At 68.2% G+C, this 24,835-nt stretch carries 17 protein-coding genes and 1 pseudogene; 8 read left to right on the top strand and 10 right to left on the bottom strand.

What is annotated here, in order from left to right:
• Positions 1-122: 122 nt before the first annotated feature.
• Positions 123-635: pseudogene (locus tag ABZ194_RS06825) on the top strand (transposase family protein); the annotation flags it as partial.
• Positions 636-873: 238 nt separating this feature from the next.
• Here ABZ194_RS06825 and ABZ194_RS06820 read toward each other — a convergent pair.
• Both ABZ194_RS06820 and ABZ194_RS06815 read right to left on the bottom strand, forming a co-directional pair.
• A complete protein-coding gene (locus ABZ194_RS06820; RefSeq protein ID WP_355593135.1) occupies positions 874-1,221 on the bottom strand; it encodes a hypothetical protein in 348 nt (115 codons plus the stop codon).
• Between the two features lie 471 nt (positions 1,222-1,692).
• A complete protein-coding gene (locus ABZ194_RS06815; protein ID WP_355593133.1) occupies positions 1,693-1,896 on the bottom strand; it encodes a hypothetical protein in 204 nt (67 codons plus the stop codon).
• Between the two features lie 454 nt (positions 1,897-2,350).
• Between ABZ194_RS06815 and ABZ194_RS06810 the strand changes: the two genes are divergently transcribed.
• Positions 2,351-2,608 carry a hypothetical protein gene (locus ABZ194_RS06810; protein WP_355593131.1) on the top strand — a complete coding sequence of 86 codons (258 nt, stop codon included), beginning with the start codon at positions 2,351-2,353 and terminating at the stop codon, positions 2,606-2,608.
• Between the two features lie 2,356 nt (positions 2,609-4,964).
• Positions 4,965-5,426 carry a flavoprotein gene (locus ABZ194_RS06805; protein WP_355593129.1) on the top strand — a complete coding sequence of 154 codons (462 nt, stop codon included), beginning with the start codon at positions 4,965-4,967 and terminating at the stop codon, positions 5,424-5,426.
• 278 nt (positions 5,427-5,704) lie between these two features.
• Here the strand turns inward: ABZ194_RS06805 and ABZ194_RS06800 are convergent, their stop codons facing one another.
• Positions 5,705-7,231, bottom strand: coding sequence for an NAD(P)-binding domain-containing protein (locus tag ABZ194_RS06800; RefSeq protein WP_355593127.1), 1,527 nt, complete (start codon positions 7,229-7,231; stop codon positions 5,705-5,707).
• 248 nt (positions 7,232-7,479) lie between these two features.
• Entirely contained in the window at positions 7,480-12,639 is a 5,160-nt protein-coding gene (locus ABZ194_RS06795) for a DEAD/DEAH box helicase (RefSeq protein WP_355593125.1), read from the bottom strand.
• A gap of 564 nt (positions 12,640-13,203) precedes the next feature.
• On the opposite strand from ABZ194_RS06795, the gene ABZ194_RS06790 reads away from it, so the two are divergent.
• Positions 13,204-13,692: a VOC family protein gene (locus tag ABZ194_RS06790; protein WP_355593123.1), complete on the top strand. Its 489-nt coding sequence runs from the start codon at positions 13,204-13,206 to the stop codon at positions 13,690-13,692.
• 74 nt (positions 13,693-13,766) lie between these two features.
• Positions 13,767-13,961 carry a DUF3046 domain-containing protein gene (locus ABZ194_RS06785; protein WP_355593121.1) on the top strand — a complete coding sequence of 65 codons (195 nt, stop codon included), beginning with the start codon at positions 13,767-13,769 and terminating at the stop codon, positions 13,959-13,961.
• Between the two features lie 158 nt (positions 13,962-14,119).
• Here the strand turns inward: ABZ194_RS06785 and ABZ194_RS06780 are convergent, their stop codons facing one another.
• Positions 14,120-14,389, bottom strand: coding sequence for a hypothetical protein (locus ABZ194_RS06780; RefSeq protein WP_355593118.1), 270 nt, complete (start codon positions 14,387-14,389; stop codon positions 14,120-14,122).
• Positions 14,390-14,666: 277 nt separating this feature from the next.
• On the opposite strand from ABZ194_RS06780, the gene recA reads away from it, so the two are divergent.
• The 3 genes from recA to rny all read left to right on the top strand — a co-directional run bounded on the left by recA (position 14,667) and on the right by rny (position 19,225).
• Positions 14,667-15,758, top strand: coding sequence for a recombinase RecA (gene recA, locus ABZ194_RS06775; protein WP_355593116.1), 1,092 nt, complete (start codon positions 14,667-14,669; stop codon positions 15,756-15,758).
• 325 nt (positions 15,759-16,083) lie between these two features.
• Entirely contained in the window at positions 16,084-16,632 is a 549-nt protein-coding gene (locus ABZ194_RS06770; protein ID WP_355593162.1) for a regulatory protein RecX, read from the top strand.
• Between the two features lie 973 nt (positions 16,633-17,605).
• Positions 17,606-19,225, top strand: a complete 1,620-nt coding sequence (gene rny, locus ABZ194_RS06765; protein WP_355593114.1) for a ribonuclease Y — start codon at positions 17,606-17,608, stop codon at positions 19,223-19,225.
• Between the two features lie 123 nt (positions 19,226-19,348).
• Here the strand turns inward: rny and ABZ194_RS06760 are convergent, their stop codons facing one another.
• From ABZ194_RS06760 to ABZ194_RS06740, 5 genes are all read right to left on the bottom strand, one after another.
• A complete protein-coding gene (locus ABZ194_RS06760) occupies positions 19,349-21,229 on the bottom strand; it encodes a prolyl oligopeptidase family serine peptidase (protein ID WP_355593112.1) in 1,881 nt (626 codons plus the stop codon).
• A gap of 266 nt (positions 21,230-21,495) precedes the next feature.
• Positions 21,496-22,437 (bottom strand): amino acid ABC transporter permease, encoded by a 942-nt coding sequence (locus ABZ194_RS06755; RefSeq protein WP_355593110.1) that lies wholly within the window; start codon positions 22,435-22,437, stop codon positions 21,496-21,498.
• Positions 22,434-23,102, bottom strand: a complete 669-nt coding sequence (locus ABZ194_RS06750) for an amino acid ABC transporter permease (RefSeq protein WP_355593108.1) — start codon at positions 23,100-23,102, stop codon at positions 22,434-22,436. Before ABZ194_RS06750 ends, ABZ194_RS06755 begins: the two co-directional genes overlap by 4 nt.
• Before the next feature lie 56 nt (positions 23,103-23,158).
• Positions 23,159-23,968 (bottom strand): glutamate ABC transporter substrate-binding protein, encoded by an 810-nt coding sequence (locus tag ABZ194_RS06745; protein ID WP_355593106.1) that lies wholly within the window; start codon positions 23,966-23,968, stop codon positions 23,159-23,161.
• Between the two features lie 36 nt (positions 23,969-24,004).
• Positions 24,005-24,760, bottom strand: coding sequence for an amino acid ABC transporter ATP-binding protein (locus tag ABZ194_RS06740; RefSeq protein ID WP_355593104.1), 756 nt, complete (start codon positions 24,758-24,760; stop codon positions 24,005-24,007).
• Between the last annotated feature and the right edge of the window lie 75 nt (positions 24,761-24,835).

Genomic DNA, 24,835 nt, shown 5'->3' with positions numbered 1-24,835 from the left:
ACGCATGCAATACCGACCTGATCTCATCACCGGCTTCTTCAACGAGACCGGTCTGCCCTTCGAACTGGCCTAACCCTGGAGATTTAACCTCAGTAACTACCTGGCCTTGGGGAAAGACCCCTCCTCGCCTGGAGCAGGTGTTGCGCGCTGCCAAGCGCGCCGGGTACGCCTTCGTGATCCTGGACGGCACGCTCATCCCGATCGACCGGGTGGCCGCCGACCGGCCGTACCACTCCGGCAAACACCAGCGGCACGGCATGAACATCCAGGTCGTCGCCGCCCCGGACGGCACGCTGCTGTGAACGTCGGGCCCGCCGCCGGGATCGGTGCACGACCGCACGGCCGCCCGGATCCGGGGGGTCGTCCGCCGGCTGGAGGCCGCCGGGCTGATCACGCCGGCGGACAAGGGCTACATCGGCGCAGGTCAGCAGGTGCTGGTGCCGTACAAGGGCAGGAACAAGCCGACCTCGCTGAAGCCGGCCAACTCCGCTCGCGCCAGGCTCCGCGGCCCCGGCGAACGTGCGAATGCGCAGCTGAAGACCTGGCGGATTCTGCGGAAGCTACGCTGCTGCCCTCTTCAGGCAGGTCAGCTTGTCAAAGCCATCTGTGTCCTGCAGATGCGCGAGGCAGGATGAAAAAGGCTCAGTGTCCGTTTGCCTAATCTGGCCGCGGCCGACAGCGTTGATAGTGCGACAGGGGTGGGTTCCTCGTTCGATCGGGCGGATTTGGACACCTCTGATCTTCAGGAACCGTGCCTTTCTGTCGTTGCGGATTTGGCGTTTTTTACCTGTCCCTGCCTGCGCCGTTGGATGGCTACGAATGAACCCGTTCGAAACATCAACTTGCCGGTGCCCTGGAGCATTGTGGTCGGGATCAGTCCGATGCGACCTCGGGGTCTACCTGCATGCCGATGTGTCCGATCGTGCCGTGGTAACGACGGGCCTGCGTGCCGACCTGTTGAAGCAGGCTCGTCATCTGCGCGAGGCGGTCACGGGCTTCGACGATGCGGGGTTCCGGAGCGTCGCCGGTATCGTCATGCAGGATGTACCGCTTTGGCAAGGCCGCGACCTCAGTCCGCATGTGGCTGGCTGCGGCTGCGGCGGCCAGGGTCACCTCGCCCAGCAGTCGTCCGGCGTCGTGGAGCTCGGTTAGATCCAGTGTGCGCCGCTCGCTCACGGCCTGGAGAAGCTCACCGAAGCGAGTGAGATCCTCAGCGTTCATCGCTGCTTCCTTTCACTAGGGCCTGCTGGGATCGGTCGGCGGCAGGGAACGGAGGGCCGACGAGTTCGGGGACGTGCCTATGGAGTGTGCTGGGGTTGGCGCCCGGCAGCCGGGCGATGAAGGAGATGGTGTCGTCAGGCAGGGTCAGCATGTTGCGGGCGTGGTGGATCCGCTCAAGCGTCGCAGCCGAGGGCTGACCGAGATGCTGCCTGCGGTCCCGCGCGGCGTCTAGGGCCTCAGGAGTGCCCTCAAGGTGAGCTCGTGAATGAACGCCACCAAGGCTGAGAAGACATGGAATACGAGCCGTCCGCCGGGCGTGATGGTATCGATCGTCTCGTGCAGGGTCTCGAAGCCGACGCTGCGCTTGCGTAGCCCAGCCACGATCGAGGTGAGCTCCTACAGGGAGCGTCTCAGGCGATTCAGAGGCGGCACTCATGAAGGTATCGCCGGTGCGCAGGGGATCCAGCGCCTTCACAGCTCCTCACACTTGACGTTCTTTACGGGCTTCTTACCGAAGAAAATCCGCAGGCATCCGCTGCCGGTGAGCGCGGCCATCTGGCAGTCCACGTTCTGCTTGGTGGTCGAGACCCGTGCGTAGCTGATCAGTGTGCCAGTCAGCTGGACAGGTTCGAGCAGGAGGGAGTCGTCCTCAGGAGGAGTACGTGGTGGTGTCATCCTGTCAGTGTACGAAAAAGGAATTCGGTGGCTTGTTGAACGCCCTGGCTTTCCAATATCTTTTATGACGGTGCTGATGGCCTTGGAGGCCCTTCCGGACCCCATGATTTTTTTCGAGAGATGATGGCGCGCTCGATCAACGTATCGCCGCTGTTCAGGACCTTAGCGTAAATCTCTGCCGGAGTGTGGCAGCTATGGATCTTGCGGAGACGGTTGTTGAGCTTGGTGGCGATGGCATCCAGGTCGTCTTGGCTGAAGGTGTGCATATCCATGGACTTGGGCAGGCATTTCTCCTGCGTCGGCAGGCCCGTTTTCTGCGGGTCTCGTCGATGCCCTCCCTGCCTCGACCGGCTCCGGTTCGCTCAGCGGTTCCTCGGCCAGTGCGGCCAGGTGCCGGTGGATCGGCGGCCGGCCCAAGCCGTACTCCCGGCGGGCCGCCGCCACGGAGGCCCGCATGGTGTCGCGCCTGGCAGGCCGGTGGGCTGGAGGAATTGGCGTCCAGGGGTCGGGCGGGGAGAAGTGCCGGCTGGATGAGCGGCGGCTGGAGCGGCTGTGGGCCGAGCTGGAGCGGGGGCCAGCTGCGCATGGTTTCGTCGAGGAGCAGCACTGGACGTCGGCCTGGGGTGCCGATCTGATCGCGGTCTTGTTTCATGTCCGCTATACCTTGCGCAGGGCGTCATATCTGCTGCACCGCATCGGCTGGACGCCGTAGATTCCCGTACAGCGTGCCGTTGAGCGCGACGAGGGGGGAGGCGAGTTGTGGGTCGCCGAGGAATGGCTGGCGATAAAAGGGCGGCGCCCGACCTGGGCGCCCGGTTGTGCCGGGAAGACGAGGCAGGGCAGATGAAACCGGCCAACTCGCCGCACTGGTCAAGACCAAGCCCAAACAGATGCAGTACCGCCCCACGCTGCCGCGACGGCTTCATCGCTCAGACCGTTCTTATTCTCGAACCGCCGTCCATTATTGCTCGCCGACCAGTTTCGGTTGATTCAACGAACAGGTGGGACGCCGGAGTCATATGGGGTAACGAAATATCGCATTAAGTGTGATTGGACTTCAGGGGCAGGGGATTCATGGTGCCTGGCGCGTATAATGCGCTCGCCGAATCAGAAGGCCCTCAAGTTGTTTAGGGCGTTTATTGTTAAATTCTACATTCGCAACCTGTCCTCTGGGCTAGAGTTAAACTAAGATCATCTGGGGCAGAATACCCAGTTCCAATCAGGGTCGACCTTTGGTACATTGCAGTGTGTGGTTACTGTCTGGGAGCTTCCGTCTCTGTACCACTTCAAGGTGACCCGGCCCACCCACCACCAATTCCAGAAGCTATGACAGTTTTCGATGTCGAGGCGTGCCGAGGTACTTGCCTGTGTACCCGTATGGCTTGTTCCACTGATCTTTACGGCTTGATAGAGAGTGGAATCATCGCATGCTCGAACCTGTTGGCCATTGGATCCGAAGTTCAGTACTGGCGTGGATTCTGTGCTCCCGGGCCCTGCGTAAGCGGTACCGGAAGAAGCCGTTATAGCTAATCCTACGGCCAGGATGCCGGTTGCGATGCGTTGGGCGGCCATGCGTGACATGCAAGAAGTCAAGGAGATTCCTTCCATCAAGCTATTCGGCTAAAATGCCTCGCCACACATCCACAATGGAAAAGCTGGCGATGAGCGGAACATTGATTGGATGAAACGCCGTCAATGGAAGATTAACTCCACATTGCCGCAACCAGAGAGGGGCATCCGGGGCTACCGTTCATCTAATTATGATTTTTACATATGGAGGCGAGGTGAGTCAAGAACCTACTTGGATAAAACTTGGAATCCTCCCCATGTGTCTCCAGCTTCGCATATTACTCGTAGTGGCTGCCGGCGGACTCTAGGTGGCTCGCATCTTCGGCTTTTCGTGATCCTCGTGTGATCGAATAAAGCGTTTGCTGCGATCCTTTGTTTAAGTTCATGTCATGAGCTCTGAATTAGGGGGACCTTTAATGAACGTTTCGCTATCCCTGACGCGGATAATCATGGTTGTGATCTCGTGTAATGTCTCACCGCCTGGAGTTGATGCGCAGGCAGGAAAGTCCGCCGTTAGCCTCGATGTTTCGTGCGCCCAGTAGGACGGAGGTGAAGCCATGACGTAGCGGCTGATCATCTGTTCGTAAACTAGTCGTCGCTTACCGGTGTGAGTCCGTCCCGGGTAGCTACCAGGAGGCCCGGTAGCGGACTGGTGGCGTCAGAGGAAACGCCTGGTGTCGAACCCCAGCCATCATCACTGATCACCGCTGTCGGTCGCGAGCGGCTTGAGCAATCGGTTCTGGAATCGCCGACTCGGCTGAGCCCTATGGATCGGTTCGCGATGATTTCCGATCTGCAGTCGCGGCGTGGACGGCGGCATTCGCCGACATCGGCTCTGGCGTTGATCGCGTGTGCGATCGTGGCCGTGGGCGGTGACTCGCCGACCGCGATCGAGTAATAGGCCGACAATGCGCCCGAGCCGGCCCTGGCCGACCTGCGGGTGTGGCGCAATTCGCTGACCGGGTTGCATCAGCCGCCCAGCGAGCGGACCATGCGCCGGGTCCTGGCCGGCCTCAACGGTTACAGATCGCGACCTACGTGCGCAGTCATTGGAACGCCGTCGAGAACGGCACCCACTATGTCTGTGACGTGACCTTTCACGAAGACATCGGCCAGGCCCGAACCGGTACCCCGCGCTCCGACCTCCTTCCGTAATCTGGCCCTTGGCGCCCTGCGCCACGCGGGCTACGCCAACATCGCCTATGGCCGACGTCACCACGTTTACGGTCACCGGCGCACCCTCAATCTGTTCAAGATGGAAGCGAGGGAATCAAGCTGACCAAATCATAAACTCGCCGGAGCCCTGGGCAGAGTGAGGTTACTCTCGCCTTGCCGCACAGTTACCAGCAGGCATTGGGCGTGCATGTTGCGGCAACAGAAAAGGAGCTCGTCTTACCGGACACCATGGAAAATATGAAACGCAGAAGTGTTCTGGGGATCACTGCGGCGACCTCCGTGGATCGGCCGCACTGGAGCCGCTCGCGCGACTGCTGGACGGCTTGGACGGTAAAGATCTGACAGATGTCGGTGTCGCCGAGGTTCAGGCGGTCGAGGCCGCCGCAGACCTCTACACCCGTATGGACCTGGCCCATGGCGGAAGTACGGTGGCGGCGATGGCGCGCGGCTCTCTGGGCTGGGCGATCGAGTTGCTGGACAGGCCGATGACCGTGCCGATCCGGGAACCCCAGGACGGGGAATGGGCCGTCCAGATCGTCGCGACCCCGTCGGCCCTCGCCTTCGTCGACGTCCCCGCCCTGGAGGCGCGGACCGGCCGCCCGGTGCGCAGTCGCCACCGCGCGCCGGACGAGCCCAAGCCCCCGCGTGCCGACGCGATCATCGTCGCCCCGGCCACCTACAACACCGTCAACAAGTTCGCCCGCGGCGTCGCCGACACCTACGCCCTCGGACAGCTGGCCGAAGCCCCCGGCTGGGCATCCCCGTGGTCATGGTGCCGTTCGTGAACAGTGCCTTCGCCGCACGCGCGCCCTTTCGCCGGAGCGTCGAGAGTCTGCGCGCCGAAGGCGTTCCCGTCCCGCACGGCTCCGGCCGGTTGGAGCCGCACGCACCCGGCACCGGAGACGAGAGTCCGGCGATTTACCCCTGGGAGCCGGCTCTCCAGGAAATCGAGCGGCGCCGTCCCCGCTGGTCGCCCGGAATCGATCGAGCGGCGCCGTCCCCGGTAGCCGCACGGAATCGGTCGATCCACCGAGCCTCCCGCGTTCCCGGTCCGAGCGGGAGGTCAGAGCGGCAGCAGCCGGTCGAGGAATCGCGCGAGCGGGGCCACGTGCCGGTCGGGGTGGCGCCACTCGGTCACCACGCTCTCCGGCAGGTGCAGTTCGGAGGTGAGCACGCCGTTCCTGAAGACGCGGACGGCCGGGTGGACGGCCTCGCTCTCGGCGGCCCGTGACGACAGCGGGCGGCGCCCGACGGCGAACGCGCCGGCCTCCAGGTCGTCGGGGTCCGGGGCTCGGTTCTGGCGCAGGCCCACGGTGACCAGATCGCCGAAGCGCTCGACGGCGTAGTCCTCGGGCAGGTCCTCGTAGCGCTCGATGCCGTGCTCGGTGATCACCATGGCGTCGGCCAGATAGCCGGCCTGGGCCCACAGGGCCGAGCTCCGGTTGACCCGGTCGAGGATCGACCCGGTCAGCTCCGCGCGGGGGACGACGGTATGCGGGAGTCGTGCCCCGTCATAACGCTCGGCGAGCAGGCGGCTCATCGTCCGCAGGTTGTAGCGGAAGCCGTAGATGAACGCCGACGCCCCCCGCCTGGCGTCACGGGCCTGCATCGTCGTGCCCGCGAAGTACAGGCCGTCGAGGTTGACCGACTCCCAGTCGGACCTCACCGCGGGCAGCCTCCCGCAGGATCCGGTCCTCAGCCCGTCGGCGAACACGTCGGCGCCCATTCGGAAACCGGTGCAGCGCAGTACCGCGTCGTACTCCAGCCGCTCCCTCCCCCGTCCGGCGCGGCTGTGAAGGATGTCCACGGTGTAGGTCTCGCCGTCGAACCCGATCCGCTCGACCGCGCAGTCCAGCAGCGAGTGAGGCGTGGTGAAGTGGTGGCTGTCGAGTAACGCGCCGTACGAGCCGCGCACGTCCCCCGGGTACCTGGAGTTCCAGGCCAGCCGGACCGGCCGGGGACTGGCCAGGTGGATCATCGCCGCGTGACCGAGGAGGGCGTGGGCCGTCTCGAAGGCCGAGTTGCCCTTGCCGAGGATCAGCACCCGTCTGCCGCAGAACGGCTCGGGGTCGATGGCCATGTCCTCGTACCCCTCCGCGTGCTCGATGCCGGGAATGTTGGGGATGTACGGCTCGCCCCACCCGCCGGCCCAGATCAGGCACTCGGCCTGGATCTCCTGCCCCTCCTCCGTCTCCAGCCGGAACCCCTCCTCCTTGCCGATCACTCGGCTGACCCCGGTGCCGAAGGCGATCCTCAGGTCATGGGTGGTGTGGAAGTCGGTCAGATAGTGTCGCAGGTCGTCGGGGGAGGGGAGGTAGTCGTCGCTGTAGTGCGGGAACAGCAGGGACGGATCGTCGCTCAGCAGCGAGTTCCAGTCCCAGCGGAGCCGGGTCTCCGGGTCGTCGGACCAGGTGTGCACCTTGTTGAGTGAGATCAGCCGGCGGTGCCTCGGAAAACGGGTGAAGAATCCGCCAACGGTGTGGTTCCGCTCCAGGATCAGGTAGTCCGCCCCCCTCTCCTGCAGGAAATGGCCGATCTGCAGCCCCGCGGGACCGGCGCCGACCACCACGTAACGATGCTCCTGGATCACGAGAGGACCTTTCTTAGGTTGGGCAGATCCCTCCTGGGGTCCCAGCGGGCATCTCCTGGGATACCCACACCCGGCGGTCGCCCATCCCCCCGAACGCAGCGGCCTTGAGCCCGTCGCCCCCAGCCGCCAGCGGAGCCGGCCGGTAACGGAGCGAGGAGGCGGCAGTTACCGCCCCGTCCCCCCGGAAATGGAACGACGGGTGGCTGTTCCGGCCGTGGGCGCTGGTGACGGCGACACGGTCGGTACGGCTAAGCGCGCAGGCGCAGGCCTTTCGGGGTCGGATGGAATCCGGCGGATTCCAGGGCGGCGGCCAGGGGGGAGTCGTTGATCGCGGTGCCGTCGGCGCGCTCCACGGTGAGCTTGCCCAGGGCGCCGTCGCGTACGGCCAGCGCGAGGGCGTCCACAGCGGACCGGAGGCCGTCGCCGGTGGAGAAGGACAGCAGGGTCTTGCCGCCGCGCTCGACGTAGAGCACCAGACGCCCGTCCACGAGCACCACCAGGGATCCGGCCTTCCGTCCGGGTCTGTGGGACCCCTCACCCGGATGGACCGGCCAAGGCAGGGCCGCGCCGTACGGGTTGGCCGGATCGGCCGCCGCCAGCACCACCGCCCGCCGTGCGCCTGTGGCCGGTTTTCGGACGGCCCGCGGATCGGACGTGCCTGCGGCCGGCTCCCGGACGCTCCATGGATCGGACGCGGGTGCGCCGGTGCCCGGCGCCGCCGAGGTGGCACGCATCCGGTCGACGGCGCCGGGCAGCGCGAACTGGGCGCCCCCCAGGCCCTCGACGAAGTAGCCCCGGCGGCACCGGCCGCTCTCCTCGAAGGCCCGGAGCACCTGGTAGACCGCGGCGAACCCGCCGGGCAGCCGCTCGGCGGCGACCGCGCCGCGTGTCACCACGCCGTGCCGCTCCAGCAGGATCTCGGCCTGGGCGTGCGCCCGCTGGGTCGCGTCGCCCGACGGGGCGGGCAGTGGCCACCAGCGCCCGCCCACCGTCGGCGGCCCGCTCCGGGTGGGCAGCACCGCCCGCCGGCTGCGGGTGGGAGCCCGGCGGTGCGCGGGGCGTCCGGTGCCGAGGATGGCGCGCAGCGGTGCCGGCGTGTCGCCGGTGATCCGCCCCGCCCACACCAGATCCCACACCGCCGCGGTCAGCACTCCGTCATCTGGAACCGCACCGGGCAGCAGGGCGCCGACGCGCCCGGCCAGATCGCGGAAGAACAGGGCGCCCCCACCGCCGAGGACGGTGAGGACCGTCTCGTGCACCGGGGTCATGGTGATCTCCAGTGGATCGGGCATCAACAGTGGAGCGGTGTCCGCGAAATACAGGGCCACCCAGCCGTCCCCGCCGGGCAGCGACCCCTGCCCGGCCCAGACGACCTCGCCCGAGGCCGTCAGCTCGTCCAGCAGCGACGGATCGTATCCGGGCACCCGCGAGGGCAGGATCAACGTCTCCAGCGCCGAGGCGGGCACCGCCGCCCCCTGGAGCTGCTCGATCGCGCCCACCAGCGCGTCGATGGGCGGTCTGCTCCGCTGCGGGGTGCCGGTGATGCCGTGCCAGGCGGGGGCGAAGGCCGCCAGCGTCTCGGGGGTGACCGGTTCCACCTCCTTGCGGAGCCTCGCCAGAGACCTGCGGCGCAGCATCCGCAGGACCCCGGCGTCGCACCACTCCTCACCTCGGCCGCCGGGCATGAACTCCCCGTTCACCACCCGGCCGGAGGCGGCCAGGCGGCGCAGCGCTTCGGTGACCACCGCCGGGCCGAGACCGAACCTGGCGGCCGCCGTACCGGCCGAGAACGGGGTGCGGGTACGGGCGTGCCTGGCGACGAGGTCGCCGAGCGGGTCCTCCACCGGCTCCAGGAAAACGGGCGGCACCCCCACCGGCGGCGGCACGCCGAGCGCGTCGCGCAGCCGGGCGGCGTCCTCGATCGCCGCCCACTGCCGCTGCCCCGCCACCCGCACCCTGATCGCCCGCCGGGCGGTCTCCAGGGTGATCAGCCACTCCGGGTCGCCCCCGCGCAGGCTTATGTCGTCTGCGACCAGCGGGCCGTGCGAGCGGAGCAGGTCCGACAGGTCCTCGGCGTCGCGGAGCGGCCGGTCCAGCCGGGCCAGCTCGTGCTCGGCGTCGGCGATCACATCGGGATCGAGCAGCTCACGGAGGTCCGCCTGGCCCAGCAGCTCCGCCAGGAGGCTCGTGTCGAGCGCGAGCGCCTGCGCTCGGCGCTCGGCGAGGGGGGCGTCCCCCTCGTACATGAACGCGCCGACGTAGTTGAAGAGCAGCGACGCCGCGAACGGCGACGCCTGCCCGGTCTCGACCTCCACCAGCCGCACCCGCCGCGCCGCGACGTCCCGCATCAGCCGGACCAGTCCCGGCACGTCGAAGACGTCCTGCAGGCACTCGCGCATCGTCTCCAGCACGACCGGGAACGATCCGTACCGGCCGGCCACGCCGAGCAGGTGCGCGGCCCGCTGCCGCTGCTGCCAGAGCGGGGCGCGCCTTCCCGGCGTGCGCCGGGGCAGCAGCAGGGACCGTCCCGCGCACTCGCGGAACCGCGCCGCGAACAGCGCCGAACCGCCGAGCTCCTCAATGACGATCCGCTCGATCTCCTCCGCGTCGAAGACCGCTATGTCCGAAGGGGGACCGGAGAGCGTGTCGGGGACGCGCAGCACGATCCCGTCGTCGGAGTGCACGGCCTGAACGTCGGTGCCGTAGCGCTCCCGCAGCCGCCGCCCGATCGCCAGGGCCCACGGCGCGTGCACCCGCGCCCCGTACGGCGAGTGCACCACGACCCGCCAGTCGCCCAGCTCGTCGTGGAACCGTTCCACCAGCAGCGTCCGATCGTCCGGTACGTATCCGGTGGCCTGCCGCTGCTCGGCCAGGTAGGACAGCAGGTTCGCCGCGGCGAACCCGTCCAGCCCCGCCGCCCTGATCCGCTCCAGCGCCCTGTCGCGGGCCGTACCGCTCCACCCGCCGGAGTCCGGCTTCCCTCCGCCGGGCGCCGGCCCCGCCAACCCCGCGGCGTCTTTCTCCGCGCCGTTGCGCCTTGGAGGACCGTGCTCCGCGCCCTCCGCTCGCGCACCGTCGCGTCCCGGACCTTCCTGTCCCGTGGAGTCCGTCTTCGCGTCGGCGCGTGCCGCGTCGCCCTGCCTTGAGGTGACGCCTGCCGGGCCGTCTCGTCCCGCGGACCTTGGCTCCACCTCGGAGTCCGCGCCCGCCGCGGACATCTCGCGCAGGAACGCGCCGATGGCCCTGCCCAGCTCGGCCGGGCGTCCCGCGCTGTCACCGAGCCAGAACGGCAACTTACCCGGTTGTCCGGACGCGGGGGAGACCAGCACCCGGTCGGCCGTGATGTCCTCGATGCGCCAGGAGGTCGCGCCCAGCACGAACACGTCCCCGACCCGCGACTCGTAGACCATCTCCTCGTCCAGCTCGCCCACCCTGGAGGTTTTCGCACCGACCAGGAACACGCCGAACAACCCTCGGTCGGGGATCGTGCCACCGTTGGTCACCGCCAGCCGCTGGGCTCCCGGCCGTCCCCGCAGGGCGCCGGTGAGCCGATCCCACACGATGCGCGGCCTCAGCTCGGCGAACTCCTCACTCGGGTAACGCCCGGCGAGCATGTCGAGCGTCGCCTCCAGCGCGCTCCTGGGCAGTGTCCGGTACGGCGCGGCACGCCGTACCACGGTCTCCAGGTCGTCCACCGTCCACTCGTCCAGCGCGGTCATCGCCACGATCTGCTGGGCCAGCACGTCAAGGGGGTTGCGCGGGTAGCGGAGCTCCTCGATCTCGCCGCTCCGCATCCGCTCGGCCACCACGGCCGTCTGGACCAGATCGCCGCGGTACTTGGGAAAGATCACGCCACGCGAGACCGCGCCCACCTGGTGCCCGGCCCTGCCGATCCGCTGCAGGCCGCTCGCCACGCTCGGGGGCGACTCCACGCAGGCGACCAGATCCACCGAGCCCATGTCGACGCCGAGTTCTAAGCTGGAGGTCGCGACCACCGCGGGCAGCCGCCCGGACTTCAGCGCCTCCTCGATCTGGGCGCGCTCCTGCTTCGACACCGATCCGTGGTGCGCCCGTACGATCTCCGGGACGACCCCCTTCGCCGCACCGGCCTGCGCCATCGTCGCGGCCGGGGTGGATGGGGAGGCGGGTGGCACGGGGAGGCCCTCCGACCAGTGCGCGGGCTCCGGCGACTTCGACGGCCCCGGCGGCCCGGGATCTTCCGCCCGCCGTTCCCAGGCCAGCTCGTTGAGACGGGTGCACAGCCGCTCGGCCAGTCGACGCGAGTTGGCGAAGACGATCGTCGAGCGATGCCTCCCGATCAGGTCGAACAGCCTCTCCTCGACGTGCGGCCAGATGGAACGCCTGGCCGGCGGCCTGGTCTGCCATCCGTCGCCGTCGCCGTCGCCGTCATCGGCTCCGGCGGGAGGTGGGGCGGTGTCGAGCTCGGTCATGTCCTCGATCGGGACGACCACCTCGACCTCGATCACCTTGTCCGAGGGCGGCTGGACCACCGAGGCCGGGCGTGAGCCGCCGAGGAAGGCGGCCACCTCGCTCACCGGCCGAACGGTCGCCGACAGGCCGATGCGCTGGGCGGGCCGGGAGAGCAGGGCGTCGAGCCGCTCCAGGCTGAGGGTCAGGTGCGCGCCGCGTTTGGTGGCCGCCACCGCGTGCACCTCGTCGACGATGACGGTCTCCACGCCGCGCAGCGCCTCGCGGGCCTGACTGGTCAGCAGCAGGAAGAGCGACTCGGGGGTCGTGATGAGGATGTCCGACGGCTTGGCCGCGAAACGGCGCCGCTCCTCCGGTGAGGTGTCACCCGACCGGATCGCCACCGAGATCTCCGGCACCGGGGACCCGAGCCGCCGCGCCGTCTGCTTCAGCCCGGCCAGCGGAGCCCGGAGGTTGCGCTCGACGTCCACCGCCAGAGCCTTGAGCGGTGACACGTAGAGGACCCGGCACCGCCGGACCGGCCCGCCGTCCTTCCGCGAGGCGGCGCGCCCGCGCGCGGGCCGCCTGTCACCGGCGTGCGAGGCCCCCGCGAGACCGGCGGATGGGACGACCGTTTTGCCCGCCGGGTCTTCGGTGTCCGCGGTGCCGGCGCTCGCGAGGTCCGCCGCGGTGGCGGCGCCGACGGTGCCCCGCGGGAATCCGGAGCCCTCCGCGGTGCCGGGGACGCGCTCGGCGGCCAGCCGGTCCAGTGACCAGAGGAACGCGGCCAGTGTCTTGCCGGAACCGGTGGGCGCGACCACCAGTGTGTTGTCCCCCCGGGCGATCGACGCCCACGCCCCCTCCTGCGCGGTGGTGGGAGCGGTGAAGGCCCCGGCGAACCACTCCCTGGTCACGGGGGTGAAATGGTTGAGCGCCGAGCTCGCACCGCTCCCCGGCGGCCCCGTGCCCGCTCCGTCCATCACGTGCCCCCTCGTGTTTGATCCGGCCGCTCGATCCGGCTCGACGATTCATAGTGCACTGCCCTACCGACAGAATCCGTCCCACCCTCGGTGGCCGAGTAACAGGTGAAAGATCACCTAAAGGTGACAAAAATCCACATTGCTGGCTTTTGGGGCCTTATCGACATATTTTTCGTTTATGAGGCCGTTATGAGGGTGAACGGCTGTGCCGTGCACCCGGCGGCTCCGGCCTTCTTCCCCTTGCTCTCCGTACGGAGGTCGTAGGGAGCCCCTCATAGCGCCTTCCAGGTAAGGGGTCCGGAGCCCATCCCCTGTCCGAGGTCCCGGCACTCCCGGGAGCCGGAAATGGCGTGAGGACGCGTCGCGAGGGCCGTACCGAGGTGTGCCGGGGCGATGGGCCCGTGCCGCCCGTGCCGCCCCTGGACTCCTTGGACACCGGGGCTTGGCGGGTTCCGTGGGCGGGGTTTCGGCCACAGGCGCATGACGATTGAGAAAGGTTCATGTCCCGATAAGTCGGAGATAGATCTCAGACCAGCATCCGACGCATTAAGTGGTGAGCCGGCGATGAGCATCGACCATCCTGCCGTCGAGACGGCGCGTGAGCGGATCAGGGCGGAACGCCTGGGGAGGCACCGTCCGCTGAGCAGCGCGAGGGGGCTGCACCATGTCGCGCTGATCTCCTCCGACGTCGAGACGACGATCGCCTTCTACCAGGACCTTCTGGAGTTCCCCCTCACGGAGATCTTCGGAAACCGCGACTACCGGGGATCGAGCCACTTCTTCTTCGACATCGGCAACGGCAACCTGCTGGCCTTCTTCGACCTTCCCGGTCTGGACCTCGGTCCCTACCGCGAGGTTCTCGGCGGCCTTCACCACATCGCCATCTCGGTGGACCCGTCGACCTGGGAGCGGTTGCGGGGCAAACTGGAGGCCGCGGGCGTGCCGCACGAGATCGAGAGCGGCGCCTCGATCTATTTCAGGGATCCCGACGGGGCCCGGCTGGAACTGCTCGCCGACCCGCTCGGGGAGATGTACGGCTCCAGCGTGCTCTGACCGGCTCGGACCGGGTCCTTCCCGGCTCGGTTGCGGAAGGCGGGGGTTCGCACGTGGGGGCCCATACTTGGGGAATGCGCCTGTCGGAGTTCTGGAAGCGAATGAAACTGCACTTCGGTGATATTTACGCCGAGTCGTGGGCGCGCGACTACGTGATCGCCGACCTGGGTGGACGGACGGTGAACCAGGCGCTGGCCGAGGGGGTCGCGGCCAAGGAGGTCTGGCGGGCCGTGTGCGGGGTGTCCGACGTCGCCGCCCGCCTGCGCTGACGCCCCGCAGGGATGGCGAGGCCGTGGCGAGTCCGGGAGCCCCGCGCGGCGCCCCCTCGCCCGGACGCCGCCTCTCGAAAGCACGGGAGGGTCCCTCCCCGGGCGGGCCTGAACCGGCGTGCGGGGTTTGAGGGGGGCCGAGGAGGAAGGGCAGGGCACTAAGAAGAGCCGTCCAGTAGTTTCCCGAGCGCCTCGGCCACCGGCCGGAGGTCCCCGGTGTCCTCCTGCCCGTCGGGTGACCACAGGAAGAGCCACCCGTCCTTGGCCGGCGTGGCGAAGACGATCGTCTGCCGGCCGCTGTCCGGATGCCACACCCACAGCACGGGATCGTCGCCCCCGACCGTGCGGCTGACCAGTCCGTGCTTCGACAGTTCGGCGGCCAGGGAGCCAAGATGGATCAGACGTTGCCGGCTGAACGTGCTGGTCACGTGGGCCACCTCGGGATCGTTTGCCCTCAGGATCGCCCCGGTTCGCCTTGGAGACAACATGTGCGGAGCAATGCCCGGGAATGTTGCCTTTCGGATGGGGTCCGTCGGCCCGGGCCGTCTGTGACACCCCGGAACACGTGGTCTCGTTGAGCTACGATCGAACAGTCGTTCGGCTATATTGGACACCGTCGCTCCAGGCGTGCTCTCCGGAAAGTGTCGGTGGCACCCCGTAGCTTTCTGGCAACCGATCCAACCCGCGACCCTCCAGGGGGCTCACATGGCAGCTAACGACCGCGAGAAGGCGCTTGAGACCGCCCTTGCTCAGATCGAGCGACAGTTCGGTAAGGGCTCGGTCATGCGTCTCGGTGACGAGACCCGGGCGCCCATCGAAGTGATCCCGACCAGTTCCATCGCGCTCGACGTCGCCCTGGGCATCGGCGGGTTCCCACGAGGCCGCATCGTCGAGGTCTACGGTCCCGAGTCCTCCGGCAAGACCACCGTCGCGCTGCACGCGGTGGCCAACGCCCAGCGGGCCGGCGGCATCGCGGCGTTCATCGACGCCGAGCACGCCCTTGACCCCGAATACGCCAAGAAACTCGGCGTCGACACCGACGCGCTGCTCGTCTCCCAGCCCGACACCGGTGAGCAGGCGCTGGAGATCGCCGACATGCTGATCCGATCCGGTGCCGTCGACCTGCTGGTCATCGACTCGGTCGCGGCCCTGGTGCCCAAGGCCGAGATCGAGGGCGAGATGGGTGACAGCCACGTCGGTCTCCAGGCCCGGCTGATGTCGCAGGCCCTGCGCAAGGTCGCCGGCGCGCTCAACAACACCGGCACCACAGCCATCTTCATCAACCAGCTCCGAGAGAAGATCGGCGTCATGTTCGGCTCGCCGGAGACCACGACCGGTGGAAAGGCGCTGAAGTTCTATGCCTCGGTCCGGCTCGACATCCGCCGCATCGAGACGCTGAAGGACGGCACCGAGGCGGTGGGCAACCGCACCCGTGTCAAGGTCGTCAAGAACAAGATGGCCCCGCCTTTCCGGGTGGCCGACTTCGACATTCTCTACGGCGTCGGCATCTCCCGCGAGGGTGGCCTGATCGACATGGGGGTCGAGCACGGCTTCGTCCGCAAGTCCGGCGCTTGGTACACCTACGAGGGCGACCAGCTCGGTCAGGGCAAGGAGAACGCCCGCAACTTCCTGAAGAACCACCCGGACATGGCCAACGAGATCGAGAAGAAGATCAAGGAGAAGCTTGGCATCGGCCCCCGCGTGGACAGCCCCGCCACTCCGCCGCCCCCCGCCCCCGCCCCGGCCGCCTCAGGCCGTGCTTCCAAGGCGACGACTCCTAAACCGGGTGACGTCTGATCCGGAGTGATCGATGACGACGGGACCTGACTCCGGTCCGGCCGACGCGGCCGGGCCGCGAGACTGGGGCGCCTGGCCCGACACGCCGGAGGCCGCGTCCACCGGATCGGCCCGGCGAGGGGGCGGACGGCCGAGGCGTTCGCGCCGAGACCGTTCGAAGGAGTGGGAGGCGTCCGGCACGGGCGGGGGCGACGCCTTCCCCCCGGACGACTTCACAGAGAGTCGGCCAGACCGTTCCGATGGGGAGGGGCGAGGCCGGGGCACTCGCGGATCCCGGAGGGCGAGCCGGTCCGGAAACGGATCCGGGGGGGTTACGCCGGACGGGCTGGTCGAGGGATCTCCGGCGAGCCGAGGTCCCGGCGCCGATCCGCAGGCCGTGGCCAGGTCCGTCTGCCTGCGACTGCTGACCATGGCGCCGCGCACCCGAGCCCAGCTCGCGGAGGCGCTGCGCAGGCGTGAGGTGCCGGAGGAGGCCGCCGAGGCCGTGCTTGAGCGGTTCTCCGAGGTCGGCCTCATCGATGACGAGGCGTTCGCCGCGGCCTGGGTGAGTTCACGTCACGCCGGACGAGGTCTCGCCCGCAGGGCCCTCGCCTCGGAGCTCCGTCACCGAGGGGTGAACGAGGACACCGTCAAGGACGCCGTGGAGCAGCTCGACCCCGAGCAGGAGGTGGAGACGGCGCGCAGGCTGGTGGCGCGCAGGCTGTCGTCCACCCGGGGGCTGGAGCCCGCCGCCAGGACCCGGAGGCTGGCCGGCATGCTCGCCCGGAAGGGATACGGCCCCGGCCTCGCCTTCCGGGTGATCCGTGAGGCACTTGAGAGTGAACAGGCGGAGAGTTCCGCCTTTTCCACGGAGTTCGACTATCCGGATGAGTAGTGAAGACGATCGGTAAGCGATGTTTGACTATCCGCCTGGTGACCGGAACATGCGGTCGGTGACCTCGTTCACGTGGAGGTATAGGTGATCGGTGTGCGCTGTTCGGTTATTTGAGTGGCTTGCAGGTCATGTGATGTGTGGGTGTTCTGTCCGGAGGGTGATGATTCGGATGCGCCTGGGGTTGCTGAGGGGGGAGGAGCGGCCGCCCGGTGGTGAACGGGGCGAGTCTGTGGTGAGCGGGGCGAGCCGGAGTGGCCTGTGGGCTTCGACTGCCTGGCCGGGGCCGGGGCCAGGGGCTGGGGGGCTGTCCGGCCGTTCGGGTGCCGGAGGTGACCGGCGTCCGGTTGGGCGGGTCGCCTGGGATGGGTTCGAGTGATGTGCGGGGTTGGCCTGGTCAGAGGGGCGGCCGGAGTGGTGGGGAAGCCCGATGGGGCTGAGGTGGTCGTTGGGTGTCCGGCTGGTTGTGCGGGCTGAGAGGTAAGCGGGTGGACTGTCCAGTGGGGTCGGCCTGGCGGGGGTGGCCGATGAGAACATGCGGTGACGGGGGCCGTTGATGTCCCGGCCTCCTCCGGGGAGACGGTTGGACCGGTGGAAAGCGAGCCACCACCGGGGCGGCACCCCTGTGAGCCTCGGTACATCATGTCTTGCCACATGAGAAAGAAATATCGCTCCTTCACGTTTAGCCGCTCCGAGGCCGGTCTTTGCTTGCCCGTTACCTCTTTGACGCTTAACCTCGACGGCAGTGAGGAGTTACTCCGCGCAGCGCGGATTGTCATAACGGTGAATTACGGATGAGCTAGTTCGACGGATGCGAGCGGATGGCGGGTCGGCGGGCCCAGCCGCTGCGCCGTCGGCTCTGGGTGATATCTGTCGGTGATATCTGGCCTGGTGGTGCCACCGCTCGGGCTTTCCGTGGTGTGCGTGTGACCCCTCGCGTGCTTGATGTCTGCGACGCGAGGAGGGCGGGGCGCGCATGAATTCGGTGGTGGTCATCACCTTGGCGGTTGCGGTCGCGGTTCTCGCCGTGGTGACGATAGCCGTGCTGATCATGTTGCTGCGTCGCACCGGTGGAACCGTCGGAAGGCTGAACGGCACCTCTCCCGAGCCGGAGACCGGGGTTCGGGCGGATTTGGAGGAGGCCAGGCGTCAGGCCGCGGAGATCCGCCTTCAGGCCGAGAGCGACGCCAGAGAGGTTCTGCACAGATCGGAGGCCGCCGTCGAGGCCGCCGCCGAGCTGCGTAAAGAGGCCGAGGAGGAGAGCCGGGTCCTTAAATACGAGCTCAAGGAGCTCCGTTCCGACCTCGAACGCAGGGAGAAGCGGCTGGCTGAACGTGAGCAGCGGCTTGATGAGGAGGCCAGGCGTCAGGCCGACCGGGCCCGTAAGCTCGCCGAGACGGAGACCGACCTCGCCGACCGGCGCGAGGATTTGGACCGGGTCAGCCATGAGCGCAGGACCATCCTGGAACGGGTGGCCGGGCTCACCGGTGATCAGGCGAAGTCCGAGCTGATCAGGGAGATCGAGAACCAGGCGAAGCGCGAGGCCGCCCTGATCGTCAGGGAGATCGAGGGCCAGGCCCGTAAGGAGGGCGAGAAGCGGGCCACCAAGATCGTCACGTTGGCGGTCCAGCGGGTGGCCGCCGAGCAGACCGCCGAGTCCGTCGTCAGCGTCCTGCATCTTCCCGGTGACGATATGAAGGGCCGCATCATCGGCCGTGAGGGCCGCAACATCCGCGCCTTCGAGTCGACCACCGGTGTCAACCTGATCATCGACGACACGCCCGAAGCCGTGCTGCTGTCATGTTTCGACCCGGTCCGCCGGGAGACCGCCCGGCTGACGCTGGAGAAACTCGTTCTCGACGGCCGTATCCACCCCCAGCGCATCGAGGAGGCCCACGAACGGAGCAGGGCCGAGGTCCAGGACCTGTGCGTACGCGCAGGTGAGGACGCCCTGGTCGAGCTCGGCATCACCGACATGCACCCCGAGCTGGTCACGCTGCTCGGCCAGCTCCGCTACCGAACCTCCTACGGTCAGAACGTGCTGGGTCACCTCATCGAGTCCGCGCACATCGCCGGGATCATGGCGGCCGAGCTCAGACTCGACTCGATGCTGCTCAAGCGCTGCACGGTCCTGCACGACATCGGCAAGGCGCTCACCCATGAGGTCGAGGGCAGTCACGCGCTCATCGGCGCCGAGATCGCCAGACGGTATGGCGAGCACGAGGACGTGGTCCACGCTATCGAGGCCCACCACAACGAGGTCGAGGTCAGGACGGTCGAGGCCGTTCTCACCCAGGCCGCCGACGCGATCAGCGGCAGCCGGCCGGGTGCCCGGCGCGAGTCGCTGGAGGCCTATGTCAAGCGGCTGGAGCGCCTGGAGGAGATCGCCACCTCCTACGACGGCGTCGAAAAGGTCTTCGCCATGCAGGCCGGCCGGGAGATCCGCGTCATGGTCAAGCCGGACTCGATCGACGACATCCAGGCCCAGGTGATCGCCCGTGACGTCGCCAAGCAGATCGAGGAGGAGCTCACCTACCCCGGCCAGATCCGCATCACGGTGGTCCGTGAGTCACGGGCCACGGAGTTCGCCCGCTGACCCGGTGACCGTGAACCTCGCCGGGCTCCGGCACCCTCCCACGGAGGCGGTTGTGATTCACTCCATCCGAAACCGGACGGGGCAGCCCGATAACACTCCGGGCGCACTCCAGGGGTTCGGCTGTCAGGGGCGGAAGATCTGCTGGTAGAAGGCGAGTTCGGTGGCCAGGGCCGCACTGCGGGTCTCGGCGCGGCGGAAACCGTGGGCCTCGCCCTCGAAGGTGAGGTAGGTGCAGGGGACGCCGTGTTCGGCGAGGGCGTCGGCGAAGGCCTGGGACTGGGCCGCGGGGACCACCGGATCGGACAGGCCCTGCAGCAGCAGCATGGGACAGTCCACCCCGGCCACCCGGCCGAGGGGTTCACGGGAGCGGTACAGGACGGGGTCCTCCGGGCCCACCAGCCATTCGATGTAGCGGGACTCGAAGTCGTGGGTGGTCGCCAGGAACGGGGCGAGCGCGCTCACCCCGTAGTACGAGACGCCGCCGGCGAACGTGTCCGACGCGCAGCAGGCCGCCATGACCGTCCAGCCTCCCGCGCTGCCCCCCCGGATCGCGATCCGTCCCGGATCGGCCAGCCTCTCCGCGGCCAGCCACCTCGCCGCGTCGATCGAGTCCTCCACGTCCACCACGCCCCACTGGCCGTGCAGCAGATCGCGGTAGACCCGGCCGTATCCGGTGGAACCGCCGTAGTTGACGTCGAGCACCCCGATGCCCCTGCTGGTGAAGAACGCCTTCTCCAGGTCGAGTGCGCTGACGCTGTGTGAGGTGGGACCGCCGTGAACGAACACGACGTACGGCGGGGCGCTGTTGCCCAAGAACTCGGGATTCGACGGCGGATAGACGAACGCGTGCACCCGGCGGCCGGACCGGCCCTCGATCTCCACGGCCCGGGGGACCGGCAGGTAGGCGGCGTCGGGCAGCTCGTCGATGTCGCGGCGCAATTCCTCCGCCTGCCCCGTGCCGGGGTCCACCCGGACGACCGTGGGGGGCACAGCCGGGCCGTATCCGATCCCGGCCAGCATGCGCCCGTCCGAGGACAGGGCGGGGCGCCAGCCGTCGTAGGGGGTGTCCAGGTCGGTCAGTATCCCGCTGCTTGGGTCGAGGACGCCCAGTCGCAGGTCACCCCGCCCGTGCAGGACCGCGATCCGCCCGTCGGCCAGCGGCGCGTACGGCGCGCCGCCGAGCTGCCAGAGCGGTCCGGCGAACTCCTCCTTCAGCGGGCAGAGCGCCTCCGGCGCGGTGTCGTGCACTCCGACCCGGTAGAGGTTCCACCAGCCCGACCGGTCGGAGATCAGATAGAGGTGCCGGTCGCCGCACCAGCGGGGGAAGAGCACCGACTCGGCGGTTCCGCCCAGCACCGTCCGGGAGTCGCCGTCGGCCAGCCGGACGACCCGCAGCTCGGTACCGTTCCAGGGCATGAGGGGGTGATCCCAGCAGATGTAGGCCAGGTGCCCTCCACCGGGGGAGAGCGCCAGGCAGGCGTAGAAGTCGCTTCCGCCGACCCACTCGCGCGGCTCGGTCCCGCCGTGCAGCGGGACGGAGACGATCGAACGGCTGACCTCGCCGTCGTCGTGGTGCCGCTCGCGGACACACCAGACCTGTCCGTCGTACACCAGCAGGTCCGCGTAGCGCAGGCCGGCCTCCAGGGCGGGTTCCGGCGTGATCGGTCGTGGCTCGGCGCCGGGGAGGAGCAGGTAGAGCCGCTGGTCGGCGAAGTTCGTGAACACCAGGCCGCCGCCGGGGACGACCGCGTAGGGTCGTCCGCCGTACTCGTGGACGCGGGTCCTGGCGTTCCACGGGGCGGCCAGCAGCTCCCGGCAGGTGCCGTCGGCGTCCCGGTGCACGACCGTGGTCCGCCCACCCTCGGTGGGACGGTCCTCGCTCCACCACGTCTCCTCGCCGCGCACCGTCGGGAATTCCAGGCGCAGCCCGGACCGGGCGACGCCGGTGGACGAGATCGGTGAGGGCCAGGCACCGTACGGCCGGATGGCCTGCTCGGGGGACATGGCGCAATCCTGCCCGACCAACCCGCCGCCTGTCGCCGGTATGGCATTCATCCCCTGTGACATGCGGAAATTCACTTTCCGTGACGGCTGAAGACGGCCCTCAAACGGTGATGATCCGGTTTTCCCGGACGTCGCAGATAGTCACCGCAATCGCGGCGATCAGGTCTTCCCGGACGGCCAGGGCACGCACCGCGACCCCGGCTGATCGGGGCCGCGGGCAGGCGAACACCTCGGCTGGCGGGGGCTCCTCCGAGGGGGAGCGTCGACTAGTCGACGGCGGAGACGCCGGTCGGGGAACCGGGCACCACGATCGCCCCGGGGGGCTCGATCGGCTTGGCCGAGGTCCTCCGGCTGCGGCGGCTGCGCCGTTCCAGCCAGGTGGCGAAGGCGCCGACGATCAGATTGATGATGATGTAGACGATCGCGATGACGATCACCGAGGGGATGAGGTTGTTGAAGTTGGACGGCAGCACGCGCGCCCCCGCGTTCAGCAGGTCCTCGAACGAGACGATGAACCCCAGGGCGGTGTCCTTCAGCAGCACGACGAGTTGCGCGACGATCGCCGGCATCATGGCCGTGACCGCCTGCGGCAGCAGGATCATCCGCATGACCTGCCCCTTGCGCAGGCCGACCGCGAGCGCGGCCTCCGACTGACCGCGCGGGATGGACTGGATGCCCGCCCGCACGATCTCCGCCAGCACCGAGCCGTTGTACAGCACCAGGCCGATCACCACGGCCGTGAACGGGGTCACGGTGAGCCCGAAGACCGCGCTGCCGCCGTACATCACCGCGAAGATCATGACGAGCAGTGGGATGGCCCGGAAGAACTCCACCACCACCCCCGCGGGGACACGGATCCAGGGGTGGTCGGCCAGCCGCCCGATGCCGAGGACGAAACCGAACGGCACCGCGATCAGAGCGGCGACCGCCGCGGCGCTCAGCGTGTTCAGCAGGCCGGGCAGGATCAGGTTGACCCACACGTCGCCCCGGAGGAACGGCGTCCACAGGGCGGGGTCGAGCTGGTGCTTGTCGTTCAGCTTGACGACCATCGTGTAGCCGGCGACCAGCGCGGCCACGATGACCAGCACCGTGAACACGGCGTTGCGCCTCCGGGCGCGGGGGCCGGGCGCGTCGTAGAGGACGTTGACCCGGTCGGGTGTTCCGGCGCCCCCGCGGGTCCGCCGCGGTTCGGTGGTCAGCGCGCTCACCGGACCACCGCCAGCCGCCTGGACAGCCAGGTGAACAGCAACCCGGTCGGCAGGGTCAGGATCAGGAAGCCCATCGCGAACCCGAAGAAGATCGGGACGACCGCGTCACCGTGTGACTCGAAGAGTGTCTTCATCGTCAGCGACGCCTCGCCGACACCGATGGCGGCGGCGATCGTGGTGTTCTTGGTCAGCGCGATCAGGATGCTGCCCAGCGGGGCGATCACCGCTCGGAGCGCCTGGGGCAGCACGATCAGCCTCAGGTTCTGGAAGAAGGTGAGACCGATGGCGCGGGCCGCCTCGGCCTGGCCGAGCGGCACCGTGTTGATCCCGGCCCTGATCGCCTCGCAGACGAATGCCGCCGTGTAGGCGGAGAGACCGATGATCGACAACCAGAGGTAGTTGGTGGACAGGCTCGTGGAGAACGAGACGTCCAGGACCAGGCCGAGTCCCAGCCCGCAGAACACGATCACCAGGGTCAGCGGGGTGTTCCGCAGGATGTTCACATACGCCGTGCCGATCCCGCGCAGCACGGGCAGCGGGCTGACCCGCATCCCGGCGAGGACCGTCCCGAGCACCAGCGCCAGCGCCCCGCCGGCGAGTGTGAGCCGTATCGTCAGCCAGAAGGCGCCCACGATGACCGGGAATTCGTCGAAGAGTGCCTGCACTCATCCCTCCAGAGGCCCGCCGGCCGGGACGTCGACGCCCCGGCCGATCGGACCGGTCAGTAGCGCTCGATGGCGGGTGGCGTGGTGAAGAACGTGCCGAACTCGCCGAAGTTGGCGTCCACGGCCTTCTTCCAGCTGCCGTCGGCGAACATCTTCTCGACGGCCTTGTTGATCTTCTCGCGGAGTTCCTTGTCCTCCAGCTTCACGCCGATGCCGTACTTCTCCTCGGAGAAGGGCTTGCCGACGAGGCGGAACTTGCCGGGGGACTGGGTGGCGAACCCGGCGAGGATCGTCGCGTCGGTGGAGATCGCGTCGACCTGCTTGTTCTCCAGCAGCGGCAGGCAGGCGCCGTATCCCTGCTGCTCGGTGAGGTACTGGTCCTTCCAGGCCTCGCCGAACTTGTCCACCAGGCGCTTGGGCGAGGACGATCCCTGGGCGCCGCAGACCTTCTTGGTCTTCAGGTCCTCGACGCCGTTGATCGTCGTGTCGTCCGCGCGGGTCAGGATGTCCTGGCCGGTGATGAGGTACGGCCCGGCGAAACCGATCTTCTTCTTACGGTCGTCGGTGATCGAGTAGGTCGCGATCACGGCGTTGACCTGGCCCTGCTGGATGAACGACTCGCGGTTGGCGGAGCTGGCCTCCTTGAACTCGATCTGGTCGTCCTTGTAGCCGAGTTCCTTGGCGACGTACTTCGCCACATCGACGTCGAAACCCTTGAACGAGCCGTCGGGCTGCTTCTGGCCCAGGCCCGGCTGGTCGATCTTGATGCCGACGACGAACGTGTCGCCGCCCCCACCGCACGCGGTGACTCCGGCGGCCAGGGCCGCCACGGTGATCACCACGGCTCCAACACGACGTACACGCATCCTGCTACCTCGTCTTTCCTCAAGAGGGGTGAGTCGCTAGTGCGTTAGGATCTTGGAGAGGAAGTCTCTGGCCCGGTCGGTCCGGGCACCGGTGAAGAACCGCTCGGGGGTGTTCTCCTCGACGATCTGGCCCTCGGCCATGAAGACCACCCGGTCCGCCGCGCGGCGGGCGAACCCCATCTCGTGGGTGACGACCATCATCGTCATGCCGTCGGCGGCCAGGCCGATCATGACGTCGAGCACCTCCTGGACCATCTCCGGGTCCAGCGCCGAGGTCGGCTCGTCGAACAGGATCATCTTGGGGTCCATGGCCAGGGCTCGGGCGATGGCCACGCGCTGCTGCTGACCTCCCGAGAGCTGCGCCGGATACTTCGACGCCTGGGCGCCGATCCCGACCCTCTCCAGCAGCTCCATGCCCCGTCGCTCGGCCTCGGGCCTGGCGAGACCCCGGACCTTGATCGGCCCAAGGGTGACGTTCTCCAGGATCGTCTTGTGCGCGAAGAGGTTGAAGGACTGGAAGACCATGCCGACCTCGGATCTGAGCCGGGCCAGAGCCCTGCCCTCCGCGGCGAGTGGCCGGCCGTCGAAGGTGATCGTGCCGTTGTCGATGGTCTCCAGCCGGTTGATCGTCCGGCACAGGGTCGACTTGCCGCCGCCCGAGGGCCCGATCACGACGACGACCTCACCTCGGGAGATCGTCAAGTTGATGTCACGCAGGACGTGCAGACTGCCGAAATGCTTGTTGACGTCCGCAAGGACAACCAGAGGAGTCGCATCCCCGTTCTCCGTCATGAAACACAACGTAAAGCTGTAAGGGGCACCTCGGGCTAACCCTGCGGTACCGATCCGATCACAGCCTGCCCGTCT

Source organism: Streptosporangium sp. NPDC006007 (genome assembly GCF_040614315.1).
Classification (GTDB): Bacteria; Actinomycetota; Actinomycetes; order Streptosporangiales; family Streptosporangiaceae; genus Streptosporangium.
This window is presented reverse-complemented; position numbering and strand designations above follow the sequence as displayed.

Coding starts and splice junctions, on each gene's coding strand:
- ABZ194_RS06815 (WP_355593133.1), bottom strand. CDS start 1,896: ATGACACCACCACGTACTCCTCCTGAGGACGACTCCCTCCTGCTCGAA.
- ABZ194_RS06740 (WP_355593104.1), bottom strand. CDS start 24,760: ATGACGGAGAACGGGGATGCGACTCCTCTGGTTGTCCTTGCGGACGTC.
- ABZ194_RS06745 (WP_355593106.1), bottom strand. CDS start 23,968: ATGCGTGTACGTCGTGTTGGAGCCGTGGTGATCACCGTGGCGGCCCTG.
- ABZ194_RS06795 (WP_355593125.1), bottom strand. CDS start 12,639: ATGGACGGAGCGGGCACGGGGCCGCCGGGGAGCGGTGCGAGCTCGGCG.
- ABZ194_RS06810 (WP_355593131.1), top strand. CDS start 2,351: ATGGTGTCGCGCCTGGCAGGCCGGTGGGCTGGAGGAATTGGCGTCCAG.
- recA (WP_355593116.1), top strand. CDS start 14,667: ATGGCAGCTAACGACCGCGAGAAGGCGCTTGAGACCGCCCTTGCTCAG.
- ABZ194_RS06785 (WP_355593121.1), top strand. CDS start 13,767: ATGCGCCTGTCGGAGTTCTGGAAGCGAATGAAACTGCACTTCGGTGAT.
- ABZ194_RS06790 (WP_355593123.1), top strand. CDS start 13,204: ATGAGCATCGACCATCCTGCCGTCGAGACGGCGCGTGAGCGGATCAGG.
- ABZ194_RS06820 (WP_355593135.1), bottom strand. CDS start 1,221: ATGAACGCTGAGGATCTCACTCGCTTCGGTGAGCTTCTCCAGGCCGTG.
- ABZ194_RS06760 (WP_355593112.1), bottom strand. CDS start 21,229: ATGTCCCCCGAGCAGGCCATCCGGCCGTACGGTGCCTGGCCCTCACCG.
- rny (WP_355593114.1), top strand. CDS start 17,606: ATGAATTCGGTGGTGGTCATCACCTTGGCGGTTGCGGTCGCGGTTCTC.